Source organism: Streptomyces sp. NBC_01294, from assembly GCF_035917235.1.
GTDB lineage: Bacteria > Actinomycetota > Actinomycetes > Streptomycetales > Streptomycetaceae > Streptomyces > Streptomyces caledonius.
In genome coordinates, this window is record NZ_CP108423.1 from 5,237,255 (window position 1) to 5,253,766 (window position 16,512).

Below are 16,512 nucleotides of genomic sequence, written 5' to 3' on the forward strand. Positions count from 1 at the left end.
CACTCCCGACCCCGTCGGAACCGGCGGCCGCGGCTGCGAGGTGGCCTGCGTGCTTGCGGCCCTGTCGGGACCGGCGGGAGTGGCTGCCCTGCGGGGATCCGCCCCGGCACACTCCCGTCCCGTCGGAACCGGCGGACGCGCCTAGCCCGCCGCCCAGTGTTCCTGGAGGGTTCGTACGGCCTCGGTGATGGCGGGGCGGCGGGCCGCGCCCGTTCGCCAGAGGGCGTACAAGCGGCGTACGGGGCCCGGTTCCAGGGGGACGGCCACCGCACCCGGCGGCAGTGCGCCGGTGCCCAGGCGGGGGACGACGGCCACGCCGAGCCCGGCCGCGACCAGGGCGACGATGGTGTGGTTCTCCTCGGCCACGTGCGCGATGTCGGGTTCGAAGCCGGCCGTGCGCAGGGTCCGTACCAGCCAGTCGTGGCAGACGCGGCCGGGCGGCTGGCAGACCCAGCGCTCGCCGCCGAGGTCGCTGCGCCGGATGGTCCGGCGCGTGGTGAAGGGGTGGCCGGCCGGGACGACCAGGTCGCAGAGGTCGTCGCCGATCACCGCCTGCTCGATCCCCTCGGGCGCGGGCAGCGGGGCGATGTCCCAGTCGTGGGCCACCGCCAGATCGGTGACGCCTCGTGCCACGAGGTCGACGGACAGGTGCGGGTCCACCTCGGTGAGGCGGACCTCCAGGGCGGGGTGGCGGCGGGCCAGGTCGGCCAGTACGCCCGGCAGCAGCCCGCGCGCCGCCGAGGCGAACGCGGCCACCGTCAGCAGCCCGCTCGGCTGTCCGCGCCGCTCCTCCAGGGTGGTCTCCGCGCGCTCCACGATCGCCAGCAACTCCTGGGCGGTGTCGGCCAGGTGACGGGCCTCCTCGGTGAGCGCGACCCCGCGCCCGCGGCGCTCCAGCAGGGTCGTGCGGGTCTCCCGTTCCAGCTTGGAGATCTGCTGGGAGATCGCGGACGGGGTGTAGCCGAGGGCGGCCGCCGCGCCCGCGACCGAGCCGTGGACGGAGACGGCGTGCAGGGCGCGCAGCCGGGCGAGATCGAGCATGTCTTCATCGTGGCACCGCGTGCATGCGTAAGCAATGCTTCATTCCGTGCGGTAGGGATTCGCGCTGGTGCTACATGGTCGTGGCGCCGATGCTCGATGCATGCGTCCCGTACACACCGCGCTCGCCGTGCTCGTCGCCGCCGTCTGGGGCGTCAACTTCGTGGTCATCGAGATCGGACTCGACCACTTCCCGCCGCTGCTCCTGTCCGCCCTGCGCTTCCTCGTCGCCGCCCTGCCCGCCGTGTTCTTCGTCGGGCCGCCCAAGGTCGCCTGGAAGTGGATCCTCGGTGTCGGCGTGGCCCTCGGCATCGCCAAGTTCGGCCTGCTCTTCACCGGGATGGACGCCGGGATGCCCGCCGGGCTGTCCTCCCTCGTCCTGCAGATCCAGGCCGTCTTCACCGCCGTCTTCGCCGCCGTGGTCCTGCGCGAGCGGCCGGGCCGGGTGCGCGTGATCGGCATGGGCGTGGCCCTGGCCGGGATCGCGGTCGCGGCCGTGGACGGGGGAACCTCCGGGCCGGTGCTCGGCTTCACCCTGGTCGTGGCGGCCGCCGCCTGCTGGGGCGTCTCCAACGTCCTGACCCGCAAGGCCTCCCCGCCCGACGCGCTGAACTTCATGGTCTGGGTGTGCACGGTCCCGGTGCTGCCGCTGTTCGCCCTCTCGCTGCTGCTGGAGGGCCCGGAGCGGGACCTGGCCGCGCTGCGCGCCCTGGACTGGTCCGGGGCGGCCGTCATCGGCTACGTGGCGTGGATCTCGACCGTGTTCGGCTTCGGCGCCTGGGGCTACCTGCTGCGCCGTTACCCGGCCTCCTCGGTGGCGCCGTTCTCGCTGCTGGTCCCGGTCTTCGGGATGTCCTCGGCGGCCCTGGTCCTGGGGGAGTCCGTCTCGGGGCTGCGCTGGCTGGCGGCCGTCCTGCTCGTCGGCGGCGTCGCGCTGACCTCGCTGGCGCCGTCGCGGCCCGCGCTCAGCCCGGCCGGCCCTCCTGGAGGGGGAGGCGCCAGTCCTGACCCGTCAGGCTCACTCCGTACGAGCGGTGCGGGCGCTGCGCGATCAGGGTGAACCCGGCGCGCTCGTAGAGCTTGCGGGCATCGGTGAGGACGTCGTTGGTCCACAGGACCAGCTCGCGGTAGCCGACCGAGCGGGCGAAGGCCACGACCGTGCCCACCAGCAGGGCGCCGACGCCGCGGCCGCGCCCCTTGGGGTCGACCAGGAGGAGCCGCAGCCGGGCGGTGCCGGGTGCGCCGTCCTCCCGTACGCACATCACCGAGCCGACCGGGCGGCCGTCCAGTTCCGCGATCCACACCCGTTCCAGGTAGGGGTCGTGGTCCTGGGCGAAGTCCGCGACGATCCGGGCCACCAGGCCTTCGAAGTCGCTGTTCCAGCCGTACTCGGCGGCGTACAGCGCGCCGTGGCGCTGCACGATCCAACCCAGGTCCCCCGGCTCCGGGTCCCGGAGCCGCACGCTCTCAGCCATGGGGCCAACTCTATGGCTGAGAACCCCCGAACGGGTTACTTCTTGCCGCCGCCCAGGATCTGGCCCAGCAGGTCGCCGAGGCCGCCGCCGCCCGCGGCGGGGCCCGCGCCGGGTGCGTCACCCGGTGCGGCGCCGGGCGTCGGTGCCTGCGCGCCCGCGCCCTTGCCGGCGGCCGCGCGCCTGGCGAACACCGCGAGCAGCACCGGGATCAGCATCTCGATGACCCGGCTGATGGTGGCCGCGGGGATGCCGGTCTTCTTCGAGAGGGCGCTGGCCACGGGCTTGCTCACCTTGGCCAGCACCCCGGCCATCATTCCGCCGCCGAGCATGCCCCCGAGGCCGCCGCCGAGCGTGGCCACGCCCTGCAGCGGCGGCTCGGCCACCTCCGCGATGGCCTGCCTGACCTCGTCGTCGTCGGCCTTCTGCCGGAGGTCGCCGGTCAGGGCGCGGACCGTCTGCGCGACGGTGTCGCGGGCGTCGTCGGTGTCGGTGCCGAGCAGTCCGGCGATCTCGGTCAGTTTGTCGTCGCCGAGCTCGCCCAGCACGTCGTCCTGGAATGAAGGTCCGCTCATGCCCGAAACGCTACTTCTGTGTTGATTCACCGGCACCTTGAGTAGGCGTTGGGTAACGGAAAAGTAAAGCTGTGGTTCCGCGTGCAACCCTCCGGGGGGATCGCGGGTCGTATGGTGCGTCGACACTTCCGGGGAGGGATCTGGGGGGATCGGGAAGTCCGACACGGGAGGGGTAACCGTGAGGGGGTCCGGCCGCGAGGCGGGACCCCCTTTGCGTTGTCCACGGGTTGCGTTGTCCACAGGCCTGACGCGCTGTCGGCGCCGCCCGGTAGCTTCGGGGCATGGCAACGGACGTGGCAACGGCGGTGCAACTGGCGGTGGTCGAGGGCGTGCTCGAACGCATCACCTACGCCAACGAGGAGAGCGGGTACACGGTCGCCCGCGTCGACACCGGCCGCGGCAGTGGCGACCTGCTCACGGTGGTCGGCTCGCTGCTCGGCGCGCAGCCCGGCGAATCGCTGCGCATGGAGGGCCGCTGGGGCTCCCACCCGCAGTACGGCAAGCAGTTCACCGTCGAGAACTACCGGACGGTCCTCCCCGCCACCATCCAGGGCATCCGCCGCTACCTGGGCTCCGGCCTGATCAAGGGCATCGGACCGAAGATCGCCGATCGGATCGTGGAGCACTTCGGCACCGGCACCCTCGACGTCATCGAGGACGAGCCGAAGCGGCTGATCGAGGTGCCGGGGCTCGGCCCCAAGCGGACGAAGCTGATCGGCGCCGCCTGGGAGGAGCAGAAGGCCATCAAGGAGGTCATGGTCTTCCTGCAGGGCGTGGGCGTCTCCACCTCCATCGCGGTGCGCATCTACAAGAAGTACGCCGACGCCTCCATCTCCGTGGTCAGGAACCAGCCCTACCGGCTCGCCGCCGACGTGTGGGGCATCGGCTTCCTCACCGCCGACCGCATCGCCCAGGCCGTCGGCATCCCGCACGACAGCCCCGAGCGGGTCAAGGCCGGCCTGCAGTACGCCCTGTCCCAGTCCACCGACCAGGGCCACTGCTTCCTGCCCGAGGAGAAGCTCATCGCCGACGGGGTCAAGCTGCTCCAGGTGGACACCGGGCTGGTGATCGAGTGCCTCGCGGAGCTCGCCGCCGACCCGGAAGGGGTCGTAAGGGAACCGGTGCCGGACCCGCAGGGCGGGCCGGACCCGCTGACCGCCGTGTACCTGGTGCCCTTCCACCGGGCCGAGCTGTCGCTGGTGGGCCAGGTGCGCCGGCTGCTGCACGCCGAGGACGACCGGATGCCGGGCTTCCAGGACGTGGACTGGGACAAGGCCCTGGGCTGGCTCGCCGGGCGGACGGGGGCCAAGCTCGCCCCCGAGCAGCGGGACGCGGTCAAGCTGGCGCTCACCCGCCGGGTCGCCGTCCTCACCGGCGGGCCGGGCTGTGGGAAGTCGTTCACCGTGCGCTCGATCGTCGAGCTGGCCCGGGCCAAGAAGGCCAAGGTGGTGCTGGCGGCGCCCACCGGCCGGGCGGCGAAGCGGCTGTCCGAGCTCACCGGGGCCGAGGCCTCCACGGTCCACCGGTTGCTGGAGCTCAAACCGGGCGGGGACGCGGCGTACGACCGGGAACGGCCGCTGGACGCCGACCTGGTCGTGGTCGACGAGGCCTCGATGCTGGACCTGCTGCTGGCCAACAAGCTGGTCAAGGCCGTGGCGCCCGGCGCGCACCTGCTGCTGGTGGGCGACGTGGACCAGCTGCCCTCGGTCGGCGCCGGGGAGGTGCTGCGGGACCTGCTGGCCGAGGGCGGCCCGGTGCCCGCGGTCCGCCTCACCCGGATCTTCCGGCAGGCCCAGCAGTCCGGGGTGGTCACCAACGCCCACCGGATCAACACCGGCCTGCCGCCGATCACGGACGGCCTGCCGGACTTCTTCCTCTTCCCCGAGGAGGACACCGAGGCGGCCGGGGTGCTGGCCGTGGACGTGGCGGCCCGAAGGATTCCGGCCAGATTCGGGCTCGACCCGCGGCGGGACGTCCAGGTGCTCGCCCCCATGCACCGCGGCCCGGCCGGCGCCGGAAACCTCAACGGGCTGCTCCAGCAGGCCATGACGCCGGCCCGGCCGAACCTGCCGGAGAAGCGGTTCGGCGGCCGGGTCTTCCGGGTGGGCGACAAGGTGACCCAGATCCGAAACAACTACGACAAGGGGGCGAACGGCGTCTTCAACGGCACGGTCGGCGTCGTCACCGGCCTCGACCTGGACGAACAGCGCCTGACGGTGCGGACGGAGGAGGACGAGGAGATCGGGTACGAGTTCGCGGAGCTCGACGAGCTGGCCCACGCCTACGCCGTCACCATCCACCGCTCCCAGGGGAGTGAATATCCGGCGGTGGTGATCCCGGTCACCACCGGGGCTTGGATGATGCTCCAGCGCAACTTGCTCTACACGGCGGTGACCAGGGCGAAGAAACTGGTCGTCCTCGTCGGGTCCCGCAAGGCCCTCGGCCAGGCGGTGCGTACCGTTTCCGCAGGCAGGAGGTACACGGCAGTCGCCGCCAGGCTGTCCGGCCGGATACCGGTGGGAAACATCACCTAGATGATCGATCATTTGGGGTTCCGGCAACCGGCGCGGAGGGGCAGGATGAGCAGGTTGGCGGCACTCAGTGCCGCCAGATGCACCAAACGCCGACCCCGAGTGCACTCCACTGCGCCAAATGGGGGAAGGTGGAGGCAGTCAGGGCACCTCGAAGAAGAGGCACTACGTCGGTGAGGGATGACGTGAGCGACAACTCTGTAGTACTCCGGTACGCGGACGGTGAATACACCTACCCGGTGGTCGAGAGCACCGTCGGTGACCAGGGCTTCGACATCTCGAAGCTGCGGGCCCAGACCGGGCTCGTCACCTTGGACAGTGGCTACGGCAACACCGCCGCCTACAAGTCCGCGATTACCTACCTCGACGGCGAGCAGGGCATCCTGCGCTACCGCGGCTACCCGATCGAGCAGCTGGCCGAGCGTTCGACCTTCATCGAGGTCGCGTACCTGCTGATCAACGGTGAGCTGCCGACCGTCGACCAGCTCGCGTCGTTCCGCAACGACATCACCCAGCACACGCTGCTGCACGAGGACGTGAAGCGCTTCTACGACGGCTTCCCGCGTGACGCGCACCCGATGGCGATGCTGTCCTCCGTGGTCAGCGCGCTGTCGACGTTCTACCAGGACAGTCACAACCCGTTCGACGAGACGCAGCGCAACCTCTCGACGATCCGGCTGCTGGCCAAGCTCCCGACGATCGCGGCCTACGCGTACAAGAAGTCGGTCGGCCACCCGGTGGTCTACCCGCGCAACGACCTCGGCTACGTCGAGAACTTCCTGCGCATGACCTTCTCCGTGCCGGCCCAGGAGTACGACCTGGACCCGGTCGTGGTCGCGGCGCTCGACAAGCTGCTGATCCTGCACGCGGACCACGAGCAGAACTGCTCCACCTCCACCGTGCGTCTGGTCGGCTCCTCGCAGGCGAACATGTTCGCCTCGATCTCCGCCGGTATCTCGGCCCTGTGGGGTCCGCTGCACGGTGGCGCCAACCAGTCGGTTCTGGAGATGCTGGAAGGCATCAAGAACGACGGCGGCGACGTCGATGCCTTCATCCGCAAGGTGAAGAACAAGGAAGACGGCGTCCGCCTGATGGGCTTCGGGCACCGCGTCTACAAGAGCTTCGACCCCCGGGCGAAGATCATCAAGGCTGCGGCGCACGACGTGCTCTCCTCGCTCGGCAAGAGCGACGAGCTGCTCGACATCGCGCTCAAGCTGGAGGAGCACGCGCTGGCGGACGAGTACTTCGTCTCCCGCAACCTCTACCCGAACGTGGACTTCTACACCGGTCTGATCTACCGGGCCATGGGCTTCCCGACCGAGATGTTCACCGTGCTCTTCGCGCTCGGCCGGCTCCCCGGCTGGATCGCCCAGTGGCACGAGATGATCAAGGAGCCGGGATCCCGCATCGGGCGCCCGCGCCAGATCTACACGGGCGAGGTCCTGCGCGACTTCGTTCCGGTCGAGGCCCGCTGACCCGAGGCCCTCACCCGCGCGGCGTGCGGCCGTGCGGAGCGGTACCCCAGGCATGCGAGAAGCGCCCCGCCGTCGATCCCCCCACGGGTCGGCGGTCGGGGCGCTCCCCTTTTCCCCGAAACGGATTCCCCCCACGGGACCCGAGTCGGGGCGTCGGTGTGCCGGGACCCGTTCAGCTCGGGAGTGCCGCTCAAAGCCTCCCGCGGGCACGCGTCCCGGCCTTCGGACACCACGGAAATCCCCCAGGGTTTCCGTGGAACGTCCCCCAAGACGTTCCTGGCATCGCCCCATTAGACCCGCGACGACCCCGGATGGTTACGTTGTGGTCACTGTGATCTGCGTCTCCTGTGAAGGAAGTGTGGCCGCGATGCGAAGGCGATCCACTACCGGAAGGAGCGCAACCGCAGGCTGTTGGTCACCACGAACACCGAGGAGAAGGCCATGGCGGCCCCAGCGATCATCGGGTTGAGCAGACCGGCGGCCGCCAGCGGCAGGGCCGCCACGTTGTAGCCGAAGGCCCAGAACAGGTTGCCCTTGATGGTGGCCAGGGTCCGGCGGGAGAGCCGGATCGCGTCCGCCGCCACCCGCAGGTCGCCCCGTACGAGGGTCAGGTCGCCCGCCTCGATCGCCGCGTCGGTGCCGGTGCCCATGGCCAGCCCCAGGTCCGCCTGGGCCAGCGCGGCCGCGTCGTTGACCCCGTCGCCGACCATGGCGACCGTACGGCCCTGCGCCTGCAGGCGGCGTACGACGTCGACCTTGTCCTGCGGGAGCACCTCGGCGATCACCTCGTCGATGCCCACCTCGCGGGCCACCGTCTCGGCGACGGCCCGGTTGTCGCCGGTCAGCAGGACCGGGGTGAGGCCCAGCGCCCGCAGCCGGGCGACCGCCTCGGCGCTGGTCTCCTTGACCGCGTCGGCGACGATCAGCACGCCGCGCGCCGCGCCGTCCCAGGCCACCAGGACGGCGGTGGAGCCCGCGGCCTCGGCGGCCGCCTTGGCCCCGGCGAGCCCGGCCGGCAGGGTGATCGACCAGTCGGCCAGCAGCTGCTCGCGGCCCACCAGTACGGCATGTCCGTCGACCACGCCCTGCACGCCCAGCCCGGCGACGTTCACGAAGCCCTCCGGGACCGGCAGGGCGCCCGCCCGGTCGGCCGCCGCGGTGGCGACGGCCCGCGCGATCGGGTGCTCGGAGGCGTGCTCCAGGGATCCGGCCAGGCGCAGCAGTTCGCGCTCTTCGACACCCTCGGCGGTGACCACGCCGGCGAGGCTCATCCGGCCGGTGGTGACGGTGCCGGTCTTGTCCAGGACGACGGTGTCCACGCGGCGGGTGGACTCCAGCACCTCGGGGCCCTTGATCAGGATGCCGAGCTGCGCGCCCCGCCCGGTGCCGACCATCAGCGCGGTCGGGGTGGCCAGGCCCAGGGCGCACGGGCAGGCGATGATCAGGACGGCCACGGCGGCGGTGAAGGCGGCGGTGGCGTCGTCGGTGATCAGCAGCCAGCCGACCCAGGTGCCGAGCGCCAGCACCAGCACGACGGGGACGAAGATCCCGGAGATCCGGTCGGCGAGGCGCTGCACCTCGGCCTTGCCGTTCTGCGCGTCCTCCACCAGCCGGGCCATCCGGGCGAGCTGGGTGTCGGAGCCGATCCGGGTGGCCTCGACGACCAGGCGCCCCGACGCGTTGACGGTGGCGCCGGTGACGGAGTCGCCGACGGACACCTCGACCGGGACGGACTCGCCGGTCAGCATGGAGGCGTCCACGGCGGAGCTGCCCTCGACGACCGTGCCGTCGGTGGCGATCTTCTCGCCGGGCCGGACGACGAACCGGTCGCCGACCGCGAGCGCGCTCACCGGGATGCGGACCTCCCGGCCCGCGCGCAGCACGACGACGTCCTTCGCGCCCAGCTCCAGCAGGGCCTTGAGGGCCGCGCCCGCCTTCCGCTTGGAGCGCGCCTCCAGGTAGCGGCCGAGCAGGATGAACGAGACGACGCCCGCCGCGACCTCCAGGTAGAGGGCGGAGGAGCCGTCCGTGCGGGAGACACTGCCCCCCTGAACTGTGAAGAGGGCAAAGCCGTGCCGCATACCGGGCATGCCCGCGTGGCCGAAGAACAGGGCCCACAGCGACCAGGCGAAGGCGGCCAGCGTGCCGACCGAGACCAGGGTGTCCATGGTGGCGGCGCCGTGCCGGGCGTTGGTCCATGCGGCCTTGTGGAAGGGGAGGCCGCCCCAGACGACCACGGGGGCGGCGAGGGTCAGCGAGAGCCACTGCCAGTTGTCGAACTGCAGGGCGGGGACCATCGCGAACAGGACGACGGGCAGGGCGAGCGCGACGGAGACCAGCAGCCGCTGCCGCAGCGCGGCCAGCGCCGGGTCGGGGGCCTCGGCCCGCGCCTCCTCGACGGGCTCCGGGGCCGGCGGCGGGGGCTCCTCGGCGGTGTAGCCGGTCTTGACGACGGTCGCGATCAGGTCCGCGATCCGGACGTCACCGGAGTAGGAGACGTGGGCCTTCTCGGTGGCGTAGTTCACCGTGGCCTCGACGCCGTCCATCCGGTTGAGCTTCTTCTCGATGCGGGCCGCGCAGGAGGCGCAGGTCATCCCGCCGATCGAGAGTTCGACCGCCGTTATCGGTCCGTCGTGCACTGTGCTGGTCATGTTCCGGCTCCAGGGGGAGGGCCGGGCCGTACGGAACCAGTATGAGCTGGCCGGTACGGCCCGGCGGGGTGCCGCGGCGTACCGCGGGGTGCTGCCGAAGGAGGGGTGGCGCAGGAGGCGCCGCTCAGACCTGTCCGGCGAACTCGTAGCCGGCCTCGTCCACGGCGGCGCGGACGTCCTCGTCCGCGAGCGGGGCGGCGGAGACCACGGTGACCTCGCCGGTGGCGGCGACGGCCTTGACCGTGGCGACGCCCGGCAGGGCGGAGATCTCGTTGGTCACCGCGCCCTCGCAGTGTCCGCAGGTCATGCCGGTCACCCGGTAGACGGTGGTGGTCTGGGTGTCCGTCTCGGCGGTCATGTCGTTCTCCTCTTCAGGGGTGCGTCCGGTCGCCGGGAGGGACGGCCGATGGTTCCACCGTCCTCCCGACTCTTCGAGACTATACCCCTGGGGGGTATGAATGCGAGCACCGGCCGCACTCTTTCGCCGCCCGCGCGCAAAACCGGCCGGTACGGCGCGCGATCCTGTCGGTCACTCCTCGCGGCGGCCCCGGTTGCCGGGCCTGCGGGCCACCCAGGCACGCACGGTTTCGGCGTACCAGTAGGGCTTGCCGCCCTCCACGTGGTCGGGAGGGGGGAGGAGCCCGTGCTTGCGGTAGGAGCGCACGGTGTCCGGCTGGACCCGGATGTGGGCCGCGATCTCCTTGTACGACCACAGCTGTCGGTCGCTCATGCGGGACACCTCCTTGTCCACGCCGCGGGGCCGGCCGGGAGGCCGTCGGGGGATCCGGCGCGTGGACATGACGATCACTCGGGTTGTGCCCGGGGAACGACGCGGGGTGAGCGCAGGGGAGGGGCTGTCGACCGGCTGTGACGGAAAACCCGCGTGACGCGGATATACGTGACACAAGGGGGACCCCTGTGACAGATGCGGCACAGGGGTATCAGCGGTACAGCGGCGGCCGTTCCGTCAGCTCCACGACGGTCCGTACGCCGCTGCGCGCGGCCGCGAGGCCCGCCTCGGAGACGGCCGCGGCCGCGTAGCCGTCCCACGCGTCGGGCCCCGCGACCCGGCCGCGCACGGCCGCGGCCACCCAGCGGCGCAGCTGCCGGTCGTAGGCGTCGGCGAAGCGCACCGTGAAGTCCTGGGCGATCTCGCCGCCCCACCGGCCCGCCGACTGCACCACCATCGCGTGGCCGTCGCCGATCCGGGCACTGCCCGCCTCGCCGACCGCCTCGCACTGCACCTGGTAGCCGAAACCGCAGTTGACGAAGATCTCCACGTCGACGACGGCCCCGCCGGAGGTCTCCAGCAGGACCAGCCGGGGATCGCTCAGCCCCTCGGGGGCGGCCGCCGTGGGCCGGGGGGAGAGCACGCTGACGGCGGTGATCTCCTGCCCCAGCAGCCAGCGGGCCGCGTCCACCTCGTGCACCACCGAGTCGCTGATCAGCATGTCGCTGGTGAAGAAGGACGGCGAGGAGGCGTTGCGGTGCCGGCAGTGCAGGAAGAGCGGGCGCCCGATCCCGCCCGCGTCCAGGAGCTCCTTCAGTCGCTCGTACTCGGCGTCGTGCCGCCGCATGAACCCCACCTGCACCAGGCGTCGCCCCAGCCGCTGCTCGGCCTCCATGACGCGCAGGGCGCCCGCCGGGTCCGGCGTCAGCGGCTTCTCGCACAGCACCGGCAGCTCGCGCTCCAGGGCGTGCAGGATCGCCTCCTCGTGCGCGGGCCCCGGGGAGGCGATCAGTACGGCCTGCACCCCGGGCGCGGCTATCGCCGCCGCCGGGTCGGTGTACGCGGCCGCGCCGTCCAGGGCGCCCGCGACCTCCTTGACCCGGTCCCCGTCCGGATCGGCCACGGCCACCACCCGGGCGCCGCCGACGGTCCGCCCGATCCGGCGCACGTGGTCCGAACCCATCTTCCCGGTGCCGATGACGGCGATGCCGAGCGTGCTGGTCATGTCGTGTTCCCTCCGGAGAGTCAGCGGGCGCCGCAGGAGCGCAGGTAGGCGCGGGTGCGCCGGGCGATCGGCAGCGGCCGGTCGGGCGGACAGGGGTACATGTCCTGCTCCACGATGGCGAACAGGTCCACGCCCAGACGCTGGGCCGCCGCCAGCACGGGTTCCAGCGCGGGCACCCCCGAGGGCGGCTCGCACATCACCCCGCGGCCCACCGCCGGGCCGAAGGGCAGCCCCTGTGCGACGACTTCGGCGAGGATCCGCGGGTCGACCTGTTTGAGGTGGAGGTAGCCGATCCGCTCGGCGAAGGTCTCGACGGCCTGGACGCTGTCGCCGCCGCAGTACGCGTAGTGCCCGGTGTCCAGGCACAGGGAGACGAGGTCCGGGTCGGTGGCGTCGAGGAAGCGGGCCACGTTCTGCGGGGTGTCGATGTGGGTGTCGGCGTGCGGGTGGACGACGATCCGCAGGCCGTACCGGTCCCGCACCTCCCGGCCCAGGCGCTCGGTCTGGGAGGCCAGTTCACGCCATTGGTCCGGGGTGAGGGTGCGGTCCTCCAGTACCTCGCCCGTCTTGTCGTCCCGCCAGAAGGAGGGGATGACGACGAGGTGGGCCGCGCCCATCGCCCGGGTGAGCGCGGCGATCCGCGACACGTGCTCCCAGGTGTCCTCCCACACGGCGGGCCCGTGATGGAGTCCGGTGAAGACGGTTCCGGCCGAGACGCGCAGTCCGCGTTTGGCCGTTTCCTCGGCGAGTCGGGCGGGATCCGTGGGCAGGTAGCCGTAGGGGCCGAGTTCGATCCACTCGTACCCGGCGTCGGCCACCTCGTCGAGGAAGCGTTCCCAGGGGGTCTGCCGGGGGTCGTCGGGGAACCAGACACCCCAGGAGTCCGGAGCCGAACCGATGCGGATACGGGTCAACGCGGGCGGGGAGGACGTCATAGCGGCCACCTTAGGGTGGGAGACGAGTGGGAGGACTGACTGTGACCGGCACCGGCGATCCGTTCGCGTTCGACCTGATCACGATGGGCCGGATCGGGGTGGATCTCTACCCGCTGACGACCGGCGTACCACTGGCCGAGGCCGAGACCTTCGGCAAGTTCCTGGGCGGTTCCGCTGCGAACGTGGCCGTCGCCGCGGCCCGGCTGGGGCGGCGGGTGGCGCTGATCACCCGGACCGGAGCGGACCCCTTCGGCGGGTATCTCCGCTCCGAGCTGCGGGGGTTCGGCGTGGACGACCGGTGGGCGACCGAGGTCGCCGGCCTCCCCACGCCCGTCACCTTCTGCGAGATCTTCCCGCCGGACCGGTTCCCGCTGTACTTCTACCGGCTGCCGAAGGCACCGGACCTGGAGATCGCGCCGGACGAGCTGGACCTGGAGGCGGTACGGGCCGCGCGCGTGTTCTGGATGACGGGGACCGGCCTGAGCGAGGAGCCCTCGCGGGCGGCGACACTGGCGGCGCTGGAGGCGCGCGGCCGGTCGGGGACGACGGTGTTCGACCTGGACTGGCGGCCGATGCTGTGGCGGGAGAAACCGGGGCCGTACTACGAACGGGCGCTGGAGTGGGCCACGGTGGCCGTCGGCAACCCGGAGGAGTGCGAGATCGCGACGGGGGAGTCGGAGCCGTACGCGGCGGCGCGGGCGCTGCTCGCCGCGGGAGTGGAACTGGCGGTGGTCAAACGGGGGCCGGAGGGCGTGCTGGCGGTCCACCGCGACGGGACGGTGGTCGAGGTCCCGCCGGTTCCCGTCCAGGTGGTGAACGGGCTCGGGGCGGGAGACGCGTTCGGGGGCGCGCTGTGCCACGGGTTGTTGGCGGGGTGGGAGCTGGGCCGTGCCGTGCGGTACGCGAACGCGGCGGGGGCCATTGTCGCTTCGCGGCTGGCGTGTTCGAGCGCGATGCCGTTCTCTCACGAGGTGGAGGAGGTGGTCGGGCGTGCCGGTGGTGTCTGAGTGGGGGATGTCGTGGACGAGGCTGGTGGTCCTCGACCTCGGGCCGGGGGAGGTGTACGCGCACGAGTGCGGGGAGTCGGAGTGGATCGTGCTCCCGCTGTCGGGCGGGTGCGAGGTCCGCTGCCGGGGCTCCGCCCCGGGCCCCGCGCCTCAAACGCCGGCGGGGCTGAACAATCGGGGCTCCGCCCCGGGCCCCGCGCCTCAAACGGCGGCGGGGCTGAACAATCGGGGCTCCGCCCCGGGCCCCGCGCCTCAAACGCCGGCGGGGCTGAAAGATCGGGGCGGCGCCCCCGCAGCGGAGCCGCACGTCTTCGAACTGCGGGGGCGGAGCGGGGTTTTCGGCGGCGGGCCCACCGACTTCGCGTACGTGCCCCGGGACGCGCACGCGGAGATCCGCTCCGCCGCGGGCGGCCGGTTCGCGCTCGCAGGGGCCCGGTGCGAGCGGCGGCTGACCCCGGGGTACGGCCCGGCCGAGGCCGTGGCCGTCGAGCTGCGGGGCGCGGGTCAGTGCTCGCGGCAGGTCAACAACTTCGCCGCCGCGGGCCCGGACGGCTTCGACTGCGACCGGCTGATCGCCGTCGAGGTGCTCACCCCCGGCGGGAACTGGTCCTCGTACCCGCCCCACAAGCACGACGAGCACCACCCCGGCGAGGAGTCCCGCCTGGAGGAGATCTACTACTTCGAGATCGCCCCGCACGGCGACACCCCCGGGCTCGGCTACCAGCGCGTCACGCCCTCCCCCGCAGGGAAGACCGACATCCTCACCGAGGTGCGCACCGGCGACGCCGTGCTGATCCCCGACGGCTGGCACGGGCCGTCCATCGCCGCCCCCGGGCACGACATGTACTACCTGAACGTGATGGCCGGACCGGGCGGAACCCGGGAGTGGCTCATCCGGGACCACCCCGACCACGGCTGGATCCGCGGCACCTGGGACGGGCAGGACATCGACCCCAGGCTGCCCTTCCCCCGAGCGGAGGACCACCGGTGAGGCTCACCGTCGCGCAGGCGCTCGTACGTTTCCTCTCCCGCCAGTACACGGAGCGCGACGGGCAGCGCCACCGCCTGATCGCCGCGACCTGGGGGATCTTCGGGCACGGGAACGTGGCCGGCATCGGCCAGGCCCTGCTGGAGACCGGGCCGGACGGCATGCCCTTCCTCCAGGGCCGCAACGAGCAGGCCATGGTGCACGCCGCCGTCGGCTACGCCCGCCAGCGCGGCCGGCTCTCCGCGCACGCCGTCACCACCTCCATCGGGCCCGGCGCCACCAACCTCGTCACCGGCGCCGCCCTCGCCACGATCAACCACCTCCCGGTGCTCCTGCTCCCCGGGGACGTCTTCGCCACCCGGCCCGCCGACCCGGTGCTGCAGCAGCTGGAGGTCCCGTACGCCGGGGACGTCTCCGTCAACGACGCCCTGCGGCCCGTCTCCCGCCACTTCGACCGGATCACCCGCCCCGAGGCCCTGGTCCCCGCCGCCCTCCAGGCCATGCGGGTGCTCACCGACCCCGCGCAGACCGGCGCCGTCACCCTCGCGCTGCCGCAGGACGTGCAGGTGGAGGCGTACGACTGGCCGGAGGAGTTCTTCGCCGACCGGACCTGGCACGTCAGCGCCCCGCAGCCGGACCCGGACGAGTGGACCGCCGCCTGCGCCGCGGTCCGCACGGCCCGGCGCCCGCTGATCGTCGCCGGGGGCGGGGTGCACCACAGCGCCGGCCACACCGCCCTGCGCACCCTCGTCGAGGCGACGGGCATCCCCGTCGCCTCCACCCAGTCGGGCAAGGGCTCGCTGCCCTTCGACCACCCGGCGGACGTCGGCGGTGTCGGGCACACGGGCACGGCCACGGCCAACGACCTCGCGCGCACCGCCGACCTCGTCCTGGGCGTCGGCACCCGGTACACCGACTTCACGACGGCCTCGGCCACCCTGTTCCAGGACCCCGGCGTCCGCTTCGTGAACCTGAACATCGCGGGCTTCGACGCGCACAAGCTGGCGGCCCTGCCGCTCCTCGCCGACGCCCGGGCCGGCCTGCGCTCGCTCACGGCGGGCCTCCAGGGCCACCGGGTCGAGCCCGCCTACGAGCAGGAGTACGCGCGGGCCAAGGCCCGCTGGGAAGCCCGCGTCGACCGGGCCTACGCCGTGTCCGCGGCCGACGAGACGCTCCCGCCCACCCAGGCCCAGGTGCTCGGGCTGCTCGACGCGCTGGTCGACGACACCGACATCCTGATCAACGCGGCCGGATCCCTCCCCGGCGACCTGCACAAGCTGTGGCGGGCCCGCTCCGCCGACCAGTACCACGTCGAGTACGGCTACTCCTGCATGGGCTACGAGATCCCCGCCGCGATCGGCGTGGCGCTGGCCGCGCCCGGCCGCCCCGTGTGGGCGCTGGTCGGAGACGGGACATACTTGATGAATCCGACCGAGATGGTCACGGCCGTCCAGGAGGGCGTCCCGATCAAGGTGGTGGTCCTCGACAACCACGGGTACGCGTCGATCGGCGGCCTTTCCGGGGCGGTGGGCGGCGAGGGCTTCGCCACCGGATACCGCTTCCGGGCACCGGACGGCTCGTACACCGGTGACCCCCTTCCGGTGGACCTCGCGGCCAACGCGGCGTCCCTCGGGATGGCCGTGATCCGCGCCCGCACCACACGTGACCTGCGGGAAGCCCTCGCCGAGGCCCGCTCGGCGACCCGTCCCACATGTGTCTACACACAGACCCGAACGCCCGACACTGTGTCGGGCCCACCCCCGGCACAGGCGTGGTGGGATGTTCCTGTGGCCGAGACCGCGACCCGCAAGGCGGCGGCCGAGGCCCGTGAAGAGTACGACCGGCAAGCCGCGCAGCGACGTCGCCATCTGTGAAGGAGCAAGGC

The 16,512-nt window shown here is 72.4% G+C and carries 13 protein-coding genes and 1 pseudogene; 6 read left to right on the top strand and 8 right to left on the bottom strand.

What is annotated here, in order from left to right:
- Nucleotides 1-141 precede the first annotated feature (141 nt).
- Nucleotides 142-1,041: a LysR family transcriptional regulator gene (locus tag OG534_RS23715; RefSeq protein WP_326590509.1), complete on the bottom strand. Its 900-nt coding sequence runs from the start codon at nucleotides 1,039-1,041 to the stop codon at nucleotides 142-144.
- Between the two features lie 100 nt (nucleotides 1,042-1,141).
- Between OG534_RS23715 and OG534_RS23720 the strand changes: the two genes are divergently transcribed.
- Nucleotides 1,142-2,098, top strand: a complete 957-nt coding sequence (locus OG534_RS23720; protein ID WP_326590510.1) for an EamA family transporter — start codon at nucleotides 1,142-1,144, stop codon at nucleotides 2,096-2,098.
- On the opposite strand, the pseudogene OG534_RS23725 reads toward OG534_RS23720, so the two are convergent.
- Nucleotides 2,004-2,510 (bottom strand): annotated as a pseudogene (locus OG534_RS23725) (GNAT family N-acetyltransferase); the annotation flags it as partial. The gene OG534_RS23720 and the pseudogene OG534_RS23725 sit on opposite strands and share 95 nt — an antisense overlap.
- Nucleotides 2,511-2,548: 38 nt before the next feature.
- Nucleotides 2,549-3,085, bottom strand: coding sequence for a DUF937 domain-containing protein (locus OG534_RS23730; protein ID WP_326590511.1), 537 nt, complete (start codon nucleotides 3,083-3,085; stop codon nucleotides 2,549-2,551).
- Nucleotides 3,086-3,366: 281 nt separating this feature from the next.
- Here OG534_RS23730 and recD2 point away from each other — a divergent pair, with 281 nt between their 5' ends.
- Both recD2 and OG534_RS23740 read left to right on the top strand, forming a co-directional pair.
- Nucleotides 3,367-5,619 (top strand): SF1B family DNA helicase RecD2, encoded by a 2,253-nt coding sequence (gene recD2, locus OG534_RS23735; protein ID WP_326590512.1) that lies wholly within the window; start codon nucleotides 3,367-3,369, stop codon nucleotides 5,617-5,619.
- 182 nt (nucleotides 5,620-5,801) lie between these two features.
- Nucleotides 5,802-7,091, top strand: coding sequence for a citrate synthase (locus OG534_RS23740; protein WP_326590514.1), 1,290 nt, complete (start codon nucleotides 5,802-5,804; stop codon nucleotides 7,089-7,091).
- A 383-nt stretch (nucleotides 7,092-7,474) separates the two neighbouring features.
- On the opposite strand, the gene OG534_RS23745 is transcribed toward OG534_RS23740, so the two are convergent.
- The 5 genes from OG534_RS23745 to OG534_RS23765 all read right to left on the bottom strand — a co-directional run bounded on the left by OG534_RS23745 (nucleotide 7,475) and on the right by OG534_RS23765 (nucleotide 12,632).
- Nucleotides 7,475-9,742 carry a heavy metal translocating P-type ATPase gene (locus OG534_RS23745; protein ID WP_326590516.1) on the bottom strand — a complete coding sequence of 756 codons (2,268 nt, stop codon included), beginning with the start codon at nucleotides 9,740-9,742 and terminating at the stop codon, nucleotides 7,475-7,477.
- Between the two features lie 124 nt (nucleotides 9,743-9,866).
- The gene (locus OG534_RS23750; RefSeq protein WP_326590518.1) at nucleotides 9,867-10,100 is read right to left on the bottom strand and encodes a heavy-metal-associated domain-containing protein; all 234 of its coding nucleotides are present in this window, start codon (nucleotides 10,098-10,100) and stop codon (nucleotides 9,867-9,869) included.
- Nucleotides 10,101-10,271: 171 nt separating this feature from the next.
- Nucleotides 10,272-10,472, bottom strand: a complete 201-nt coding sequence (locus OG534_RS23755) for a helix-turn-helix transcriptional regulator (RefSeq protein WP_326590519.1) — start codon at nucleotides 10,470-10,472, stop codon at nucleotides 10,272-10,274.
- Nucleotides 10,473-10,683: 211 nt separating this feature from the next.
- Nucleotides 10,684-11,697, bottom strand: a complete 1,014-nt coding sequence (locus OG534_RS23760) for a Gfo/Idh/MocA family protein (protein ID WP_326590520.1) — start codon at nucleotides 11,695-11,697, stop codon at nucleotides 10,684-10,686.
- 20 nt (nucleotides 11,698-11,717) lie between these two features.
- Nucleotides 11,718-12,632: a sugar phosphate isomerase/epimerase family protein gene (locus tag OG534_RS23765; RefSeq protein WP_326590521.1), complete on the bottom strand. Its 915-nt coding sequence runs from the start codon at nucleotides 12,630-12,632 to the stop codon at nucleotides 11,718-11,720.
- A 26-nt stretch (nucleotides 12,633-12,658) separates the two neighbouring features.
- On the opposite strand from OG534_RS23765, the gene iolC reads away from it, so the two are divergent.
- From iolC to iolD, 3 genes are read left to right on the top strand one after another with little or no spacing between them, the layout of a single operon-like run.
- Nucleotides 12,659-13,639, top strand: a complete 981-nt coding sequence (iolC, locus tag OG534_RS23770; protein WP_326590523.1) for a 5-dehydro-2-deoxygluconokinase — start codon at nucleotides 12,659-12,661, stop codon at nucleotides 13,637-13,639.
- 7 nt (nucleotides 13,640-13,646) lie between these two features.
- Nucleotides 13,647-14,630: a 5-deoxy-glucuronate isomerase gene (gene iolB, locus OG534_RS23775; RefSeq protein WP_326593782.1), complete on the top strand. Its 984-nt coding sequence runs from the start codon at nucleotides 13,647-13,649 to the stop codon at nucleotides 14,628-14,630.
- The gene (iolD, locus tag OG534_RS23780) at nucleotides 14,627-16,501 is read left to right on the top strand and encodes a 3D-(3,5/4)-trihydroxycyclohexane-1,2-dione acylhydrolase (decyclizing) (RefSeq protein ID WP_326590525.1); all 1,875 of its coding nucleotides are present in this window, start codon (nucleotides 14,627-14,629) and stop codon (nucleotides 16,499-16,501) included. Before iolB ends, iolD begins: the two co-directional genes overlap by 4 nt.
- Nucleotides 16,502-16,512 lie beyond the last annotated feature (11 nt).